18 protein-coding genes and 1 riboswitch are annotated in these 15193 nt (G+C 67.4%); of the genes, 7 read left to right on the plus strand and 11 right to left on the minus strand.

The genetic code is table 11. The features are described from left to right. Nucleotide 1: 1 nt before the first annotated feature. The 3 genes from cpaB to ACP7BH_RS14575 form a co-directional block, all read right to left on the minus strand. Nucleotides 2–919, minus strand: a complete 918-nt coding sequence (gene cpaB / locus ACP7BH_RS14565) for a Flp pilus assembly protein CpaB (protein ID WP_425986363.1) — start codon at nt 917–919, stop codon at nt 2–4. 117 nt (nt 920–1036) lie between these two features. Continuing rightward, nucleotides 1037–1555, minus strand: a complete 519-nt coding sequence (locus ACP7BH_RS14570) for an A24 family peptidase (protein WP_425986365.1) — start codon at nt 1553–1555, stop codon at nt 1037–1039. A 103-nt stretch (nt 1556–1658) separates the two neighbouring features. Continuing rightward, a complete protein-coding gene (locus ACP7BH_RS14575; protein WP_425986367.1) occupies nt 1659–1835 on the minus strand; it encodes a Flp family type IVb pilin in 177 nt (58 codons plus the stop codon). A gap of 240 nt (nt 1836–2075) precedes the next feature. On the opposite strand from ACP7BH_RS14575, the gene ACP7BH_RS14580 reads away from it, so the two are divergent. The 3 genes from ACP7BH_RS14580 to ACP7BH_RS14590 are packed head-to-tail and all read left to right on the plus strand — an operon-like array spanning nt 2076 to nt 3587. After that, nucleotides 2076–2489, plus strand: a complete 414-nt coding sequence (locus ACP7BH_RS14580) for a pilus assembly protein N-terminal domain-containing protein (protein WP_425986369.1) — start codon at nt 2076–2078, stop codon at nt 2487–2489. Between the two features lie 8 nt (nt 2490–2497). Further along, on the plus strand, nt 2498–3046 hold the full coding sequence (locus ACP7BH_RS14585; protein ID WP_425986371.1) for a TadE/TadG family type IV pilus assembly protein: 549 nt from the start codon (nt 2498–2500) through the stop codon (nt 3044–3046). Beyond that, nucleotides 3039–3587 carry a TadE/TadG family type IV pilus assembly protein gene (locus ACP7BH_RS14590; protein ID WP_425986373.1) on the plus strand — a complete coding sequence of 183 codons (549 nt, stop codon included), beginning with the start codon at nt 3039–3041 and terminating at the stop codon, nt 3585–3587. The genes ACP7BH_RS14585 and ACP7BH_RS14590 overlap by 8 nt, the downstream gene beginning before the upstream one ends. Nucleotide 3588: 1 nt before the next feature. On the opposite strand, the gene ACP7BH_RS14595 is transcribed toward ACP7BH_RS14590, so the two are convergent. The 7 genes from ACP7BH_RS14595 to ACP7BH_RS14625 all read right to left on the minus strand — a co-directional run bounded on the left by ACP7BH_RS14595 (nt 3589) and on the right by ACP7BH_RS14625 (nt 7804). Further along, nucleotides 3589–4896 (minus strand): anthranilate synthase component I family protein, encoded by a 1308-nt coding sequence (locus ACP7BH_RS14595; RefSeq protein ID WP_425986374.1) that lies wholly within the window; start codon nt 4894–4896, stop codon nt 3589–3591. After that, nucleotides 4893–5672, minus strand: a complete 780-nt coding sequence (locus tag ACP7BH_RS14600) for a tyrosine-protein phosphatase (protein ID WP_425986376.1) — start codon at nt 5670–5672, stop codon at nt 4893–4895. The genes ACP7BH_RS14595 and ACP7BH_RS14600 overlap by 4 nt, the downstream gene beginning before the upstream one ends. A gap of 21 nt (nt 5673–5693) precedes the next feature. Beyond that, nucleotides 5694–5996, minus strand: a complete 303-nt coding sequence (locus ACP7BH_RS14605) for a winged helix-turn-helix domain-containing protein (protein WP_425986378.1) — start codon at nt 5994–5996, stop codon at nt 5694–5696. A gap of 2 nt (nt 5997–5998) precedes the next feature. Then, on the minus strand, nt 5999–6622 hold the full coding sequence (locus tag ACP7BH_RS14610) for a hypothetical protein (protein WP_425986380.1): 624 nt from the start codon (nt 6620–6622) through the stop codon (nt 5999–6001). A 138-nt stretch (nt 6623–6760) separates the two neighbouring features. Then, nucleotides 6761–6940, minus strand: coding sequence for a DUF1328 domain-containing protein (locus ACP7BH_RS14615; RefSeq protein WP_425986382.1), 180 nt, complete (start codon nt 6938–6940; stop codon nt 6761–6763). 109 nt (nt 6941–7049) lie between these two features. After that, a complete protein-coding gene (locus ACP7BH_RS14620) occupies nt 7050–7460 on the minus strand; it encodes a hypothetical protein (RefSeq protein WP_425986383.1) in 411 nt (136 codons plus the stop codon). Beyond that, nucleotides 7460–7804, minus strand: coding sequence for a DUF883 family protein (locus ACP7BH_RS14625; RefSeq protein WP_135193936.1), 345 nt, complete (start codon nt 7802–7804; stop codon nt 7460–7462). Before ACP7BH_RS14625 ends, ACP7BH_RS14620 begins: the two co-directional genes overlap by 1 nt. 137 nt (nt 7805–7941) lie before the next feature. Here ACP7BH_RS14625 and ACP7BH_RS14630 point away from each other — a divergent pair, with 137 nt between their 5' ends. From ACP7BH_RS14630 to ACP7BH_RS14640, 3 genes are all read left to right on the plus strand, one after another. Next, entirely contained in the window at nt 7942–8610 is a 669-nt protein-coding gene (locus ACP7BH_RS14630) for a fumarylacetoacetate hydrolase family protein (RefSeq protein ID WP_425986385.1), read from the plus strand. Further along, nucleotides 8607–9242, plus strand: coding sequence for a maleylacetoacetate isomerase (maiA, locus tag ACP7BH_RS14635; protein ID WP_425986388.1), 636 nt, complete (start codon nt 8607–8609; stop codon nt 9240–9242). Before ACP7BH_RS14630 ends, maiA begins: the two co-directional genes overlap by 4 nt. Nucleotides 9243–9336: 94 nt before the next feature. Then, nucleotides 9337–10257, plus strand: coding sequence for an aldo/keto reductase (locus ACP7BH_RS14640; protein WP_209307975.1), 921 nt, complete (start codon nt 9337–9339; stop codon nt 10255–10257). Here ACP7BH_RS14640 and ACP7BH_RS14645 read toward each other — a convergent pair. Continuing rightward, nucleotides 10241–12076 (minus strand): TonB-dependent receptor plug domain-containing protein, encoded by a 1836-nt coding sequence (locus ACP7BH_RS14645; RefSeq protein ID WP_425986391.1) that lies wholly within the window; start codon nt 12074–12076, stop codon nt 10241–10243. The two genes, ACP7BH_RS14640 and ACP7BH_RS14645, sit on opposite strands and share 17 nt — an antisense overlap. Before the next feature lie 146 nt (nt 12077–12222). After that, a riboswitch (cobalamin riboswitch) is annotated at nt 12223–12408 on the minus strand. Nucleotides 12409–12483: 75 nt separating this feature from the next. Here ACP7BH_RS14645 and mutS point away from each other — a divergent pair. Next, entirely contained in the window at nt 12484–15177 is a 2694-nt protein-coding gene (gene mutS / locus ACP7BH_RS14650; protein ID WP_425986393.1) for a DNA mismatch repair protein MutS, read from the plus strand. The last annotated feature ends 16 nt before the right edge of the window (nt 15178–15193 follow it).

Below are 15193 nucleotides of genomic sequence, written 5' to 3' on the forward strand. Positions count from 1 at the left end.
TTCATGGGACGGCGACCACTTCGGGCGCGCCGCCGCGATAGATGCGAACGGCTTGGGGTTGGGCCGTCGCCGCAGCGCGACGGTGCGTGGCGCCGGATGGGCCGGCCGTATCGGCATAGGAGCGCAGCGACAGCGACAGTTCGCCCTCGGCCTTGGCTTGGGCCAGCATTTCCGCGTCCTGCGGACGGACTTCCAGAGTGGCGGTCGCGCCGACCACCGCCTGTTCGTCGTCGCCGGCGCGCGTCGATTGGTCGATGGCCAGCACCTTGATGTTCTGCAGAACGGTGCCGGAGATGAACTTGGACTTGGAGGCGCCTTCGACCGCGCCGTTGCGATTGGTTTCGGCGGTCAGGACCACATCGACCCGGTCGCCCGGCAGGATGAAGCCGCCTGCGGCGGATTCCACGGTGACGGCGATCGCCATCGCGCGCATCCCCGGTTCGAGATAGGCGGCCAAATAGCCGCTGTCGCCGGCCCGCACGATCTTGCGCGCCACGATCGGTTCACCGGCCAGAATGGGCTCGCGCACGACCGAGCCGATATAGTCGGACTTGGCGCCGGGCCCGGCCATGTCGGTCACGGCCTTGGCGACGCCCTCAACGGCCCCGCTTGTCTTCTCGGCCGCGTTATCGGCGGCGGGCTTGGCGGGAACGGGCGTGGAGCCGTCGGTGATGAAGACCGGATTGACCTCGTCGACCGGCCAGTCCTTCCAGGCCAGATCGCCTTCGACCAGACGTTGGCCGGGCTCCAGATCCTTGGCGGCGACCAGCACCTTGGCCATCGGGCGCGTCTCGACCTGAGCGGCGGCGGCCGGTGCGGCGGGTTGGTTGGACGACGACCCCATGGCCCGGACCACCAGGGCCAAACCGATGGCCGAGACGGCGGCGATGCAGATGACGACGATACGGGCGGGCTTCATCCAGAATGTCTCCAGCAGGCGCTGTGTTCGGATTCAGTCCCCGAGGCCTACCGTTAACGATCATGACCCTTACGGGTTAACGCTTCCTAAGCGGTGCGAACGCTGGTCCGTGCAACCTCAACGACCCGACGCGAAGGTCAGCAGCAGACCGCTTTCCGGCAGGGCCAACAGGGCGCCGGCGGCGATGGCGACGCCATAGGGGATGTCGCCCTTGGGCTGCATCAGATTGACGACCCAGCCTTGCGACACCGACGGCGCGACCATCGGGAAATATTGACGCGCGGTCATCAGGAACAGGCAGAAGGCACCGCCCGCGATGCCGGTCCACAGCAGGAAGGGCGCGACGCCGGTCGATCCCATCCACAGACAGCTGGCGGCCAGCAGCTTGGCGTCGCCGCCGCCGACCCATCCGGCCGCGAACATGCCCATTCCGACCAAAAGCGCAGCCACGCCGATCCCGACGTGAATGGCGATGTCCATCGGCGCGGCGCCGATCAGCAAGGCGACGGGAAAGAAGGCGGCGATCAGGGCCAGGGAGACCCAGTTGGGAATCTTCATCGTGATCAGGTCATGCAGACCTCCGACGATCACGAGGGCCGGAAACACGCCGAGCACGATGAGCAGCAGAATATCCATGACGCCTATCTTGCCCGTCAGGGCTTAAGGTTGGGTTGCCAAAAAGAAAAGGGGCCGGAGCTTTTCAGCTCCGGCCCCCGTCTCTACGTCGATCACTCGACGATTACGTGTTCGCTTTGTTCAGTTCGGTCGAGACCTTGGTGAAGGTCGCCTTCAAGCTGGTGCTCATGGTGCCGAGCACCGTGATCAGAGCGACGGCGATCAGAGCAGCGATCAGGCCGTATTCGATGGCGGTGGCGCCCGATTCGTCTTTGGCGAAGCGCGAGATGAACTTGGTCATGGGTAGGTCCTTTTTTTCAAAATGGTCTAGCGAGCAACTTGGCGGGGGGAGCCGGTAGCCCGCTTGACCCCCAAACGCAGGATCAAAATGCCAGACCCCCGTTAAATCTGAGTCACGAGGTTTGGTTACGCGCAGATTTACCAAAGAAAATTCTCATCCCGACGCTTCAGCCTTTGTTGAGGATCATCGGCGCATCATGCGTGCGTCCGCGTCCGCACGCGCCGTCATTCAGAGCCGCCGATGTCTCGCATCTCCGCCCCCGTCCTGGCGCAAGTCCTCGCCTTCGCCCTCGTCGCCGCCCCTATCGCGGCGCATGCCCAGAACGGACCGCTCAACGTCGAGATTGATCGTTCGACCCGGGTCCAGCTGCGCGGCGCGGCCGCCTCGGTCATCGTCGGCAACTCGCAGATCGCGGACGTATCCATGGTTGACGCCAACACCCTTTTCATCGTCGGCAAGGGCTATGGCGTCACCGAGGTCGCCGTGGTCGACAGCGTCGGCCGCACCCTGTTCCAGCGTGAGATCGTCGTGTCCGGGGGCTCGACGGGTTCGGTTCGCGTCTGGCGCGGCGCCCAAGCGACGGAAATGGCCTGCGGCTCTTCCTGCGCGCCCAGCGTTCGCGTCGCTCCGACAGCCGCGCCGACCGCCCCCTGACCCCGGATATGAGCGCCCCGGATCCATCGGCCGCCAGTCAGCGTCGTTCGCGGCGCCGACCCAAGCGTGAAGGCGCGGCGGCGGTCGAGTTCGCCATGGTCGCTCTTCCCTTCTTCCTGATGATCTTCTCGATCCTGGAACTGGGCGTCGTGTTCATTCTGGATTCGGTCATGGAGACGGCGACCACCGAAGCCGGCCGCCTGGTCCGCACCGGACAGGCCGATCAGCAGAAGTTCAACGCCGCCCGCTTCAAGACCGAGTTCTGCAGCCGCATGATGCTGTTCGAAAGCGACTGCGCCAATCGCGCGACCGTGGACGTCCGCGTGATCCCCAAATTCACCGAGCCCAATCCTCCCGATCCGATCACCAACGGCGCGATGGACGAGAAGAAGACCATCTACGACGGCGGCAAGCCCGGCGATTTCATTCTGGTCAGCGTCTGGTATGTGCATCCGCTCGCTACCCCGATGTTGAGCCAGGCCACCTCGCCGCTGGGGGTCGGCAAGATCATATTGCGCTCCACGACCGCCTTCCGCAACGAGCCCTGGAATGCGTAGGTCCGGCCTGATCTCATGCTTCAGGGCGCTGGGACGTGACACGCGCGGCCTGGCGGCGGTGGAGTTCGCCTTCCTCGCACCGATCCTGATCGTGTTCTATTTCGGCATGGTCGAATTCTGCCAGGGTTATATGGCGCTGAAACGCACGGGACATGTCGCCGCGATGACGGCGGACCTGGTGTCCCAATCCGATTCCGTCACCAAGACCGAAATCCAGGATATGCTCGCTTTCGGCGATCTGATTATGAAACCTTTTGCAGCGAGCGGCCTGACCCAGCGGGTCTCAAGCGTCACGCGGGTCAATGCGACGACCTACCGGGTCGATTGGAGCGTCGGAAAGGGCATCACCGCGAAACTGACGGTGGCGGAAGCCAAGCTCCCTTCCGACATGCTCACCGACGGCGAATCCGTCATCGTGTCCGAGGCGAACTACGACTACAGATCGCCGTTCGATCGCGTCGCGCCCTACGTCACCCAGTTCAAGCGGATGGCCTATCTGCGTCCCCGCACGGCCGACGTGATCGCCTGCACGGGCTGCTGACCTAATATCCGATCAGAGCGTCGCGCATCGCCGAAATCTTCGCGTCGGTCTCGGCCTCTTCCTCCACTGGATCGCTGTCGGCGACGATTCCCGCGCCGGCCAGGGTGCGGAAACGCCAGACGTCGCCGGCGCGTTCAAAGCCGGCCGTTCGGATCAGGACCGACGCAGTCAACGTCCCGCCGTCCTCGATCAGGAACAGCGATCCGCACCACGGCCCGCGCGGGGGCTCATGCGCCGCGATGACCTTCATGGCCTGATGTTTGGGCGCGCCGGTGATCGAGCCCGGCGGGAAGGTCGCCTCCAGAAGGTCGGCGGGGCCGACGCCGGCCTTTGCCCGTGCAGTCACGGTCGAGACCAGATGATGCACGGTCGGATGGTTCTCGACCTCGAACAGGGTCTCGACGCGGACCGATCCCGCCTGGGACACCCGCGCCAGGTCGTTGCGCATCAGATCGACGATCATCAGGTTTTCGGCCCGATCCTTGGCGCTGGCCTTCAGCTCGTTCGCCAAGGCCGCGTCCAGGACCGGATCGGCGGCGCGGGGGCGGGTGCCCTTGATCGGTCGCGCCTCGATGCGGCGGCTGGCGGCGTCGAAGGCGAGAAACAGCTCGGGCGAGTTGGATACCAGCGCCCGCTCCCCGATCCGCCAATAGGCCCCGAACGGCGATGCGCGATCCTGCTGAAGTCGCAGAAAGACGTCGAAGGGATCGGCGTTCAGCTTCAAGGCTCCGGACCAGGCCTGCGCGATATTGGCCTGGAACAGTTCGCCCGCCGCGATTCGATCCACCACGTCCGACACGGCGGCGCGATAGGCGCCCGGCGACATCTCGGCCTCGAAGGTCTCGGCCGGCGCCGACGGTGGCGCGACGACGGCGGCGTTCGACAGCCACCCTAGGGCCACCTCCGCTGCCTCGCTGGCTTGCTCAGCCGTCGCCCCTCGCCCCACGGCGCGCACGGTGCGCCGATGATGGTCGAAGGTCAGCATGGCTGGATAGCGTGCCAGCATCAGGTCGGGCCATGTCGTCTCTCGCCGCCCGGTCGCCGGCCGCGCGCCCGCATCATAGGCGGCCAAGCCCACCACACCTGCGCCGAACGCCGGGTCTCGCAGCGCCTGGAACAGCGCGGCGTCATCGACAGGGCCGACCTGAACAAGGTCCGGCGCCGTGGCGATATGCGACCAGCGCCCGCCCGGTCCGCCATCCGACAACAGAGCCAAGGCCCCGTCGCCGCCGCCCAGTCCCACTGCGACCTCGACCGGCTCGACCCACGGCGCGTCGCGCGTAAAGAGGTGGTTCAGAACCGCGTTCACGCCGACAGTCGCTCCACGATCCGGTCGCGCCGGGCTGTATCGACACCCAGGGCGTCGCGCAGATAGGCGTCCACCGACCCATGCCGCGCCTCAACCTCGGCGAGGGCGGCCTCCAGATAGGCGGCCTCGACACCCAGGAAGGCCACGACGGCGTCGTCGGACGCCCTACGGCCGGTCATCTCGTGCAGTTTCCTGGCGATGCCCGGCGCGCGCCCGGCCAGATCGACGGCGACATTGGTCAGCAGATAGTCCTCGATCATGTCGTCGCGCGACACGCCCAGCAGGTGGTGGGTCAGGGCGGCCAAGAACCCCGTCCGATCCTTGCCTGCCGCGCAGTGGATCACCACCGCCCGGTCCTGATCGGCCAGAGCCTGAAAATAGCGGCCGAACACATCCAGATGCGACGCGTCGAACGGCAGGGTCCGATAGGTCTTGGCCATGAAGCGCCGACCCGACTCGGGCGTCAGGTCGGCGGTCTTCAGGAAGGTGATGTGCGGCGCCTCGGCGCCGTCGTCCACGCCGCCCTCGATCACCAGACCGGAGAATCCCTCCGGCCGACGCGACGGCTGGTCGCGGCGTTCGCCGGGCCGGCGCAGATCGACCACAGCCCCGATGTCCAGCCGGCGCAACCGCTCCAGATCCGCATCGCTGGCCCGCGCGTGGTGGGCGGAGCGCAGCAGACGGCCGGGCTGCACGCGCCGCCCGGCCGTCGTGGCGTAGTCGCCATAGTCGCGGAAGTTGTCGATGGCCTCGAAGGCGTGAAGACGGGTGGTCATACCCGCGCTTCTAGCTTGATTTCACCGCTCTGGCAGCAGGCCCGCCATCGCATCCAGATAGGCCACGAAGGCGTCACGGCCCTGGTCGGTCAGGCTGGCCTCGGTCAGGGGTTTTCGGCCCTTGAAACTCTTGGTCACGGCGACGAAACCGGCCTCTTCGAGCTTGCGCAGATGGACCGACAGATTGCCGTCCGTGGTCTGCAACCGGGTCTTCAGACTGGTGAAGTCCGCCGTCCCCGCACCCGACAGATAGGCCATGATCCCCAGCCGGATGCGTCCATGGATCACGTCGTCGATCCGGCTGATGTCGAAATCATCGGCCATGCTCAGACGATCTCCGACGGTTCCTGACGCATCAGGATGATCCCGGGAACCAGGGCCACGGCCATCAGGACGACCGTGAAGACCAGATAGATCGCCGGGCTGTCGATGAACCAGGCCACGGCGACCGCGCCGACATAGGCCGCCAGCGCCGTCACCGACATCCAGCGCGTCTTCGTCATCGCCGCCGCGATCATCCAGGCCGACCCATAGGCCACCAAGACCGTCGTCGGCATCACCGCCATCCATGACCAGTTGTCGGTCTTGAACGACAAGGCCACCAGCGCCAGCCAGGTGACGAAGATGCCGTAGCCGACCCCGGTCCAGGCGGCGCCCACCGCCTTGTTGCCGGCCGAGTTCATGCCCGGCTTGCCCTTCATACGGCCGATCAGCATCGTCAGCGCGACGGCAAAGACGACGCCAGCGCCGATCCAGAGCCAAAGCTGGGCCCAAGGGGTGACGTCCAGAACCCCGGCCTGGATGGCCCATTGGCCCAGGTTGGCGCTTCCGAACACGATGGCGGCGGTGACCAGCATCGGTCCCGCCAGCAGCGGCGCGTGGCGCCCCTCGTGCGCGAGGCTGCGCATATAGGCGATGTCGTCCTGAATGGCCTGCGTGTCGCGAGTCATGGGTCTCTCCTCCTCAAATCCGATGAGGAAGCATCGCCCACAAACTTTGCATTGTAAAGTTCTTTTTCAGGAAAGGTTTCGCGCATAGAAAAAGGGGCGAGACCGAAGTCTCGCCCCTCAATCTGATTGTCTCGCCCGTTATAGTCGGGGCGTGCCGCCGCGTCCGCGAAGTCCGCCGGCCACAAGGGCGATGACGAACAGGATGATGGCGACGACAGCGACGAATTTGGCGATCTCGAACGAGAAGTTCGCGATGCCGCCGAAGCCGAGGACGGCCGCGACCAAGGCCACGACCAGGAAGATAATTGCCCAACGCATCATGGGTTTGGCTCTCCTGAGTTGATGTTGCCGTCGGCGACCCGAGAGCCGTTCGTCGGTCCGATACATCAACGTTGTCGCGGCTTGGCCGTTCCGTCCTTCGGGCGCCTTATCGACGACGACGACGCGAATAGCCGCCCTGATCCATCTTGCGCTCGGCGACCATGCTGGCGACGATCGCCGCCAGGGCCGGATTGCGCAGCAGCAGGAAGGCCGCGCCCAGACCGCCGACGGCGCCCACGATCGGGCGCTCGCGCACGATATGGATCACCTTGGCCAACAGACCTTCCGGTTCGTCCTCTTCATCGTTCTCGTCGTGCTTGTCGCCCTTCAGGAAGACGACGGTCACGATCAGGGCGACCAGGGCGAACAGGCCGAAGGTCACGGCCGCCGCGCCCAGCGGCGTCAACGTCAGGCTGAGCGCATAGAAGATGGACAGGCCAAGAAAGACGACGGCCAGAAACACGCTGGCGGCGACGACGGCCGTCGCCACCAGCTTTTTGACGATGCCCTTGAACATCAGCGGCGGCGGCCGGCCAGCAGCAGGCCCAGGATGACGCCGACGCCCAGAGCCACGGCGGTGGACTGAAGCGGACGCTCCTGCACGCGCTCGACGACATAGCGTTGCGCCTCGTCGAAGCGTTCTGCGGCGTCATCGTAATATTCGCGGCCCTTCACGCGGGCCTCGTCATAATAGCCCCGGGCTTGGTCGCGCACTTCGTCGCTCTTGGCGCGCAGCTTAGCTTCCGCCTCGGCCGCCTTCTCGCGCAGGCGCTGGGTTTCTTCGCGGGCGCCGGTCTTCAGATCCTCCTTGAGGGTCTTCAGGTCGGCCTTGATGTCTTCTCGGGCCTTGGTGGTGGCCATGATGCGCGCTCCGTTGAAAGCTTGGCGGTAGAATAGAGAACCCCGTGTTGCAACGCCACATGTTCGACGAGGTTCCAACAGATGGGCGCCCGCCTGCGCTCTCGCCACGGGCTTTTCGCCGCACTAGAACACTGGCCATGACCCAATGGCTGTTCGCACCCCGCCCCGTCCCGTCGCTGCCGATCGTCGGATCGGACCAGCGGTTTCCCGTCCGTCGTATCCTGTGCGTAGGCCAGAACTACGCCGCCCATGCGCGCGAGATGGGGTCGGACCCCGACAAGCAGACGCCCTTCTTCTTCGCCAAGCCCGGCGACGCCGTGGTGTCGGACGGGGCGAACCCCGCTTATCCCTCGGCGACGGCGAACCTGCATTACGAGGCCGAACTGGTCGCGGCCATCGGGCCGGATGCGGACGGCGGCGTCGCCATCGTCGGCTGGGCCGTCGGTTGCGACCTGACGCGCCGCGATCTCCAGGCCGAGGCCAAGAAGGCGGGCCGTCCCTGGGACGCCGCCAAAGGCTTTGACCAGTCGGCGCCGTGCGGACCCATCACCCTGGGCGCCCTGCCCCATCCCGCCGGTGCCATCGGCCTGAGCGTCAACGGCGAGGTCAAGCAGGCGGGCGCGCTGGACGACATGATCCTGAACCCCGACCGCATCGTCGCGGCGGCGCAGGCCCTGTGGAGCCTGCAGCCCGGCGACCTGATCTTCACCGGCACCCCGTCCGGCGTCGGCCCCGTCAGCCCCGGCGACCGCGTGGTCGTCACCGTCGAGGGTCTGCAGACGCTCAGCTTCGAGATCCAGCCATGATCCTGCACGGCTACTGGCGTTCGGGCGCCAGCTACCGCGTCCGCATCGCCCTGAACCTGAAAGGGCTCGGCTACGACCTCGCCGCCCACGACCTGCGCAAGGGGGAGCAGAAGACGGCCGACTATCTGGCGCTGAACCCGCAAGGCATGGTCCCCGCCCTTCAGGACGGCGACATGATCGTCACCCAGAGCCCGGCCATCCTGGAATGGCTGGAGGAAACCCATCCCCAGCCGGCCCTGCTGCCGACAAACGCCAACGATCGCGCTGCCGTGCGCGCCATGGCCGCCCTGATCGGCTGCGACATTCATCCACTGAACAACCTGCGGGTGCTAAAGGCGTTAAGGTCAAACTTCGAGGCCGATCAGGCGACCGTTGACGCCTGGGCCGCCGGATGGATCGCGCCGGGCTTCGATGCTCTTGAGGCCTTGGTCGCCCGCCACGGCGGCGCCTGGTGTTTCGGCGACGCGCCGACGCTGGCGGATTGCTATTTGATTCCACAGCTTTATTCGGCGCGTCGGTTCAACATGGACCTGTCCCCTTGGCCCCGGCTTCTGGCCATCGAGGCGACCGCCCAGGCGCACCCCGCCTTCGCCTCGGCCCACCCGGATCGCCAGCCCGACGCGGATGCCTGATTTTCGCCGGATTGCGCATATCAGCGGTGGATAAGTAGGGTTCGCTTAAGGTCTCGCTCAGCGTCCCTTAAGCATTGGGCGTCATTGTGCGGGCGTGTCGTATTCCCCCGCCACACCTTCGGCGTCGTCGCCCATCCATCGCCTGGCTCTCGCCGTGGTGACAGAGCCCGAGCGCGCGCCCGGCGCCTTCATGAGCGCGCCGTCGGGCGCCCGCGAAGACGCCATGCGTTTCCTGCTTCAGACAGGGGCCGACGCCGGCGTCAAACTGATCGCCACCCGGCCCGAGGGCGACGGCGAACGCCTGCTGGGTCAGGCCTGGCCCTTCCCCTCCCCCTTCCAGGTCACGGTTCGGACCGTGCCGCTGAGCGAAGGCCTGGACCGGGTCGAGGCTCGCGCCCGGCGCTCGCTGGAACGAATGGGTCTGCCGCGCGGCGACGTTCTGCTGATTTCCAACGCCGCCGACTTGGCCGGGGCCGAGGGTCGCGCCCTGTGGGATCGCGCCCGCAGCCTGAAGGATCGCGGCCTTTATCGCCGCATCGGTTTCTGCGCCACTTTGGAGGACGGCCCCGCCCTGCTGGCCCGACGTCTCGAAGCGGACGTGGTCCAGGTGCCGTGCAGCCTGCTGGACCAGCGCGCGGCCCAGGACGGCGTGCTGGAGGCCATCGCCGATACGGGCGCATCGGTTCATCTGTCTTCGGTCTTCGCCGGCGGCCTGCTGTTCGCGGGCGGCGACGATCTTCCGGCCGAACTGGCCAGCCACGCCCAGGCCCTGTCGCGCACGCGCCGACGCCTGGCGGAACAACGCTGCGACCCGATGCAGGCGGCCCTGGGTTACGCCTTGGCGCTCAAAGGGGTGGACAAGGTCGTGGCCAGCGTCGCCTCCGCCGCCGAACTGCGCGCCATCCTGGCCGCCGCCCACGCCCCCTGCCCCAATCTGGACTGGGGATCATTGGCGCTGGAAGCGCCGGCGGCCTTCACCGCCGGCGCCCGCGCCCGGATCAGTAGCGCAGCCTGATCCCGACATAGCCGGACCGTCCCGGCTCTCCGTAACCGAACACCTGCTGATAGTGTTCGTCGCTCAGATTCTCCATCCGCGCCGTCAATGTGACCTGGTCGGTCAGTTCAAAGGCCGCGTTCAGGTTCGCGGTGACGAAGCCGTCGCGCGCCACGGTCGAGAAGCCGCCGCTGTCGTCCTGATCGCCTTCTGCCCTCACCGTCAGCGCGCCCGAAACCCGGTCGCCCGTCCAGCCCAGGGTCGCCGAGCCGGCGTGTTCCGGCACGCGCAACAGGCGCAGGCCCGTCGTGCGGTCTTCGGCGTCGGTCCAGGCATAGGCCAGCGTCAGGTCGAAACCGGCCCCCAGCAGCGCACGGCCTTCCAGCTCGAACCCGTCCGAACGGGTCTTGGCCACATTGATGTAGCGACCAGCCGTATAGGTGATCTGGTCCTCGACGTTCAGGCGATAAAGCGTCGCGCGACCGTCGAAGCGGCCGTCGGCCGAGGCCCAGCCCAGGGCGATTTCGACGCTGTCGGCCGTTTCCGGCTTCAGTTCGGGATAGGGCAGCGGCGCAAAGCAGAAGTCGCACACCGCCTGGCTGACGGTCGGGGCTTTAAAGCCCGTGCCGTATGCGCCCGACAGGATGAAACCGCCGGCCAGATCATAGGCCGCCGAAATCCGCCCCGTCGTCTTGGAGCCGAAGTCATCGGTGTCGTCATAACGCAGGCCGCCGGTCAGGTTCAGCGCCCCGACGTCATATTGGGCCACGCCGAACACCGAGGTGATCGACAGGTCGCGCGACAGACCGGACGACAGAGCCGCCGACGCCTCGTTGCGCTCGACGCCGAACGCATAGTCGACGCCCTGGGTCGCGCCGTTGGCCTGCCAGCGATAGGCCTGGCGGTCGCCGGTGAAGGTCGAGCCGAAGCCGCCGCTGACCGAGGAGCGGTCGATGTCCGACGCCGAGACGCTGAACTGATGGTTCAGGCCGAACGCCTGGGCGGTCAGCCGGCCAAAGCCCGACCATTGTTCGCTTTCCTGGGTGTCGTCGGTGTCGGCCAGCGCGTAGTTCGGCGCCGGGAAACCGTCCAGGTCGGCCTTGCTTTTATTCCAGCGCACCGAACCGTCGATCTTGACCCTGTCCGAGAAGGCGTAGCGGCCCTTGGCGCCCAGGGTCGTGCTGCGGAAACCGTCGGCTTCGGGATTGCCGTCGGCCTCGTCGGCGGCGGAGATGCCATCCGTGTCGAACCGCGAAACATAAGCGCTGACGGCGTAGGTCTCATTGGCGACGCCTGCCGATACGCGACCGCGCACCGTGTCGAAGCTGCCAGCCTCAGCCTCGGCGCGCACGCCGTCGATCTCCTTGGTCATGAAGGCAATCACGCCGCCGATGGCGTCAGAGCCCCACAGCGACGACTGCGGGCCGCTGAGGACTTCGATGCGCTCGATGTCGGCCAGCTCGAAGCTGGAGAAGTCATAGGCGCCGTTGGGTTCGGCTGCGTCGTTGACGGGCGCGCCGTCGACCAGCACCAGGGTCTTGCCCGGCGTGGCGCCCCGCATGCGGACCTGGGCCACGCCGCCGAAAGCGCCCGTGCGCGTCACCGACAGGCCCGGCACGTCGGCCAGGATGTCGGCGGCGAAGATCGCGCCGCGCTGTTCGATGGTCTTGGCGTCGATGACGCGGGCGCCGGGCGTGTCGGCGACGATGGCCGCGATGCGGGTGGCGGTGATGACGACGTCGTCCAGCTGGGTCGCGTCGTCAGCGGCGAAGGCAGGCGCGGCGAAGGCGCCAATCGTTACAGAAAACGCAGCCGTCGAGAGAAGAATGGAACGCTTCATTGAGCGAGATCCCCGTTTCGGTCCCGCGAATGCGCGCGAGAGACCGGTCAAAGCGAGCCGACCCGCCAGACCGCGAGGGTCTGGACGGCGCAAGGTCGGGTCGCTGCGACGGTTAAGTCCCCGCGCCTCTGTCTGGTCCCGGACAGCAGCGAGCGACACAGGCGGCCAGGTTTCCTGGCTTGCGGGTCAAAAACCGCCGTCCTCGCCTTCCCAGTTTCCCAGTGGCGCCGAAGTCGTCAGACCCCGGACGGACGACGGTCTCGCCGCCTACAGTTGCGGGCACAGCCACGGTATCGCACCGTGTTCCCTAAACCGCCTGGCGCGGCCTATCGCAGGGGCAAGAAGCCTGTGCAAGGGCCGTTCAACGGCCTTGAGCCGCCGGGCGCGATCCGTCACCCTGTCGCCACATGAACGCCCCCGCATTTCCCCCCTCCGGCCATCCCCCCGAAATCGCCGCCTCGCTGGAGGGCGCGACGCCGTTCATGGCGCAATATCTGACGGCAAAAGCGGGTCAGCCGGACGCCATACTCTTCTTCCGCATGGGCGACTTCTACGAGCTGTTCTTCAAGGACGCCGAGGTCGCGGCGGCGGCCCTGGGCATCACCCTGACCAAGCGCGGCAAGCACCAGGGAGAGGACATTCCGATGGCGGGGGTGCCGGTCCATGCCATGGAGGGCTACCTCGCCCGGCTGATCCGCATGGGCCACAAGGTCGCCATCTGTGAACAGTTGGAAGACCCCGCCGAGGCCAAGAAGCGCGGCGGCAAATCCGTGGTCCATCGTGGCGTGGTGCGGGTCGTGACGCCTGGCACCCTGACCGAGGACAGTCTGCTGGACGCGCGCGGCGCCAATCGCTTGGCGGCGGTCGCGGTGCGCAAGGGCCGGGCGGCGGTCGCTGTGGTCGAACTGTCGTCCGGGGCGGTGGATTCCGTCGCCTGTTCTATCGAAGACCTGGGCGCGGCCCTCGCCGCCTTCCGCCCGTCCGAGGTTCTGGTCACTGACCGGATGTATTCGGACGAGGCCACGCGAGATGCGCTGGATGGTTCGGGCGGCGTGGTCCAGGCGCTGGCCAGCGCCATCGCCGAACCGCAGGCCGCGCGGGTGCGGGTCGAGCGGCTGTACGGCGTCTCGGCGCTCGACGGCTTCGGCGCCTTCGAGGAGGCCGAGGTCTCGGCGCTGGGCCTGATCGCCGCCTATCTGGAGACGACTCAGGCCGGCAAGGTTCCCGCCCTGGCCCCGCCGCGTCGGCTGGGCGAAAGCGGCTTTCTGGCCATTGATCCGGCGACGCGAACCAGTCTGGAGATCGACCGCACCCAGCGCGGCGAGCGCGAAGGCAGTCTGCTCGCCTGCATCGACCGCACCGTCACCTCGGGCGGCGCCCGCGCCCTGGCCGAACGGATCGCCCGGCCCTTGCGTGATCCCCTGGCGATCAACGAACAGCTCGACGCCGTCGAATGGCTGCTGGAGCGTCGCGACCTGCGCCGCGACCTGCGCGAGGCGTTGAAGGCGTCCTCGGACATCGCTCGCGCCGTGGGGCGGCTGGCGCTTGGACGCGGCGGTCCGCGCGACCTGGCGGCGGTGCGCATCGGCCTGTCGATTGCCGAGGGCGTGGCCGGCCTCTTCGTCGGACAGGTCGATCCCCTGACCGGCCAACCGCGCCGCATCGCCTCGGCCCTGGACCGACTGACCCTGTCGGCGGACGTGTCACGGCTGAAGGCCGATCTGATCGACGGTCTGGTGGACGAGCCCTCGCCCCTGGCGCGCGACGGCGGCTATGTGCGCCCCGACTATCGCCCCGAACTGGACGCCGCCCGCACCCTGCGCGACGACAGCCGCCGCGTCGTCGCCGACCTGGAAGCCCGCGCCGTCGCCGAATCCGGCGTCCCCTTCAAGATCAAGCACAACGCCGTCTTAGGCTATTTCCTGGAAACCAGCGCCAAGGCCGCCGAGGGCCTGCTCCGCGCCGGTCCCGACAGCCCCTTCATCCATCGCCAGACCCTGGCGAGCCAGGTCCGCTTCACCACCGTCGAACTGTCGGAGCTGGACGCCAAGATCAACCAGGCCGGTCACCGCGCCCTGGCCATCGAGGGCGAGACCTTCGAGAGCTGGCGACGTGAGGCCGCCCGCCTGGCCCAGCCGCTGCAGGCCGTCGCCGAGGCCCTGGCCGAACTGGACGCCCACGCCGCCCTGGCCGAATGGGCCCAGGAGGTCGGCGCGACCCGGCCCGTGGTGGACGACACCCTCAGCTTCTGCGTCGAGGCCGGCCGCCACCCTGTCGTCGAGGCGGCGGTCAAGGCCCAAGGGTCGCCCTACACCCCCAACAACGCCCGTCTGGATGGATCAGGCCAGGACGGATCGCGCCTCGCCATCGTCACCGGGCCGAACATGGCGGGTAAATCGACCTTCCTGCGCCAGAACGCGCTTCTGGTGATCCTGGCCCAGGCCGGCGCTTTCGTACCCGCCCGCTCGATGCGGCTGGGCGTCGTGGATCGGTTGTTCTCCAGAGTCGGCGCAGGCGACGACCTGGCGCGCGGCCGCTCCACCTTCATGATGGAGATGGTCGAAACCGCCGCCATCCTGACCCAGGCGACCCCCAAAAGCTTCGTCGTGCTGGACGAGATCGGCCGCGGCACCGCCACCTACGACGGCCTCGCCATCGCCTGGGCCACGGCCGAGGCTCTGCACGAGACCAACCGCGCCCGCACCCTGTTCGCCACCCACTATCACGAGCTGGCCCAGTTGGAGACGCGGCTGGATCACGTCTGCAACCTGTCCATGGTCGCGCGCGAATGGAACGGCGAGCTGGTCTTCCTGCACGAGGCGGCGCCCGGCGCGGCCGACCGCTCTTACGGCGTCCAGGTGGCGAAACTGGCCGGCGTCCCCGCCGCCGTCGTGGCCCGCGCCCGATCGGTTCTGAACCGGCTGGAAGGCGAAAAGGCCGCCGCCGCCCGCCTGGACGACCTGCCCCTGTTCGCCGTCGCCGAACCGGAACCGATGCGCGGCCCTTCGCCTCTGGAAAAGGCCATGCAGGACGTCGATCCCGACGCCCTCAGCCCCCGCGAGGCGCTGGAAGCCCTGTATCGACTGAAGGGTCTGGCCTGAGCCGACTACGCAAGAA

This window comes from Brevundimonas sp. TWP2-1 (assembly GCF_049897645.1).
Lineage (GTDB): Bacteria > Pseudomonadota > Alphaproteobacteria > Caulobacterales > Caulobacteraceae > Brevundimonas.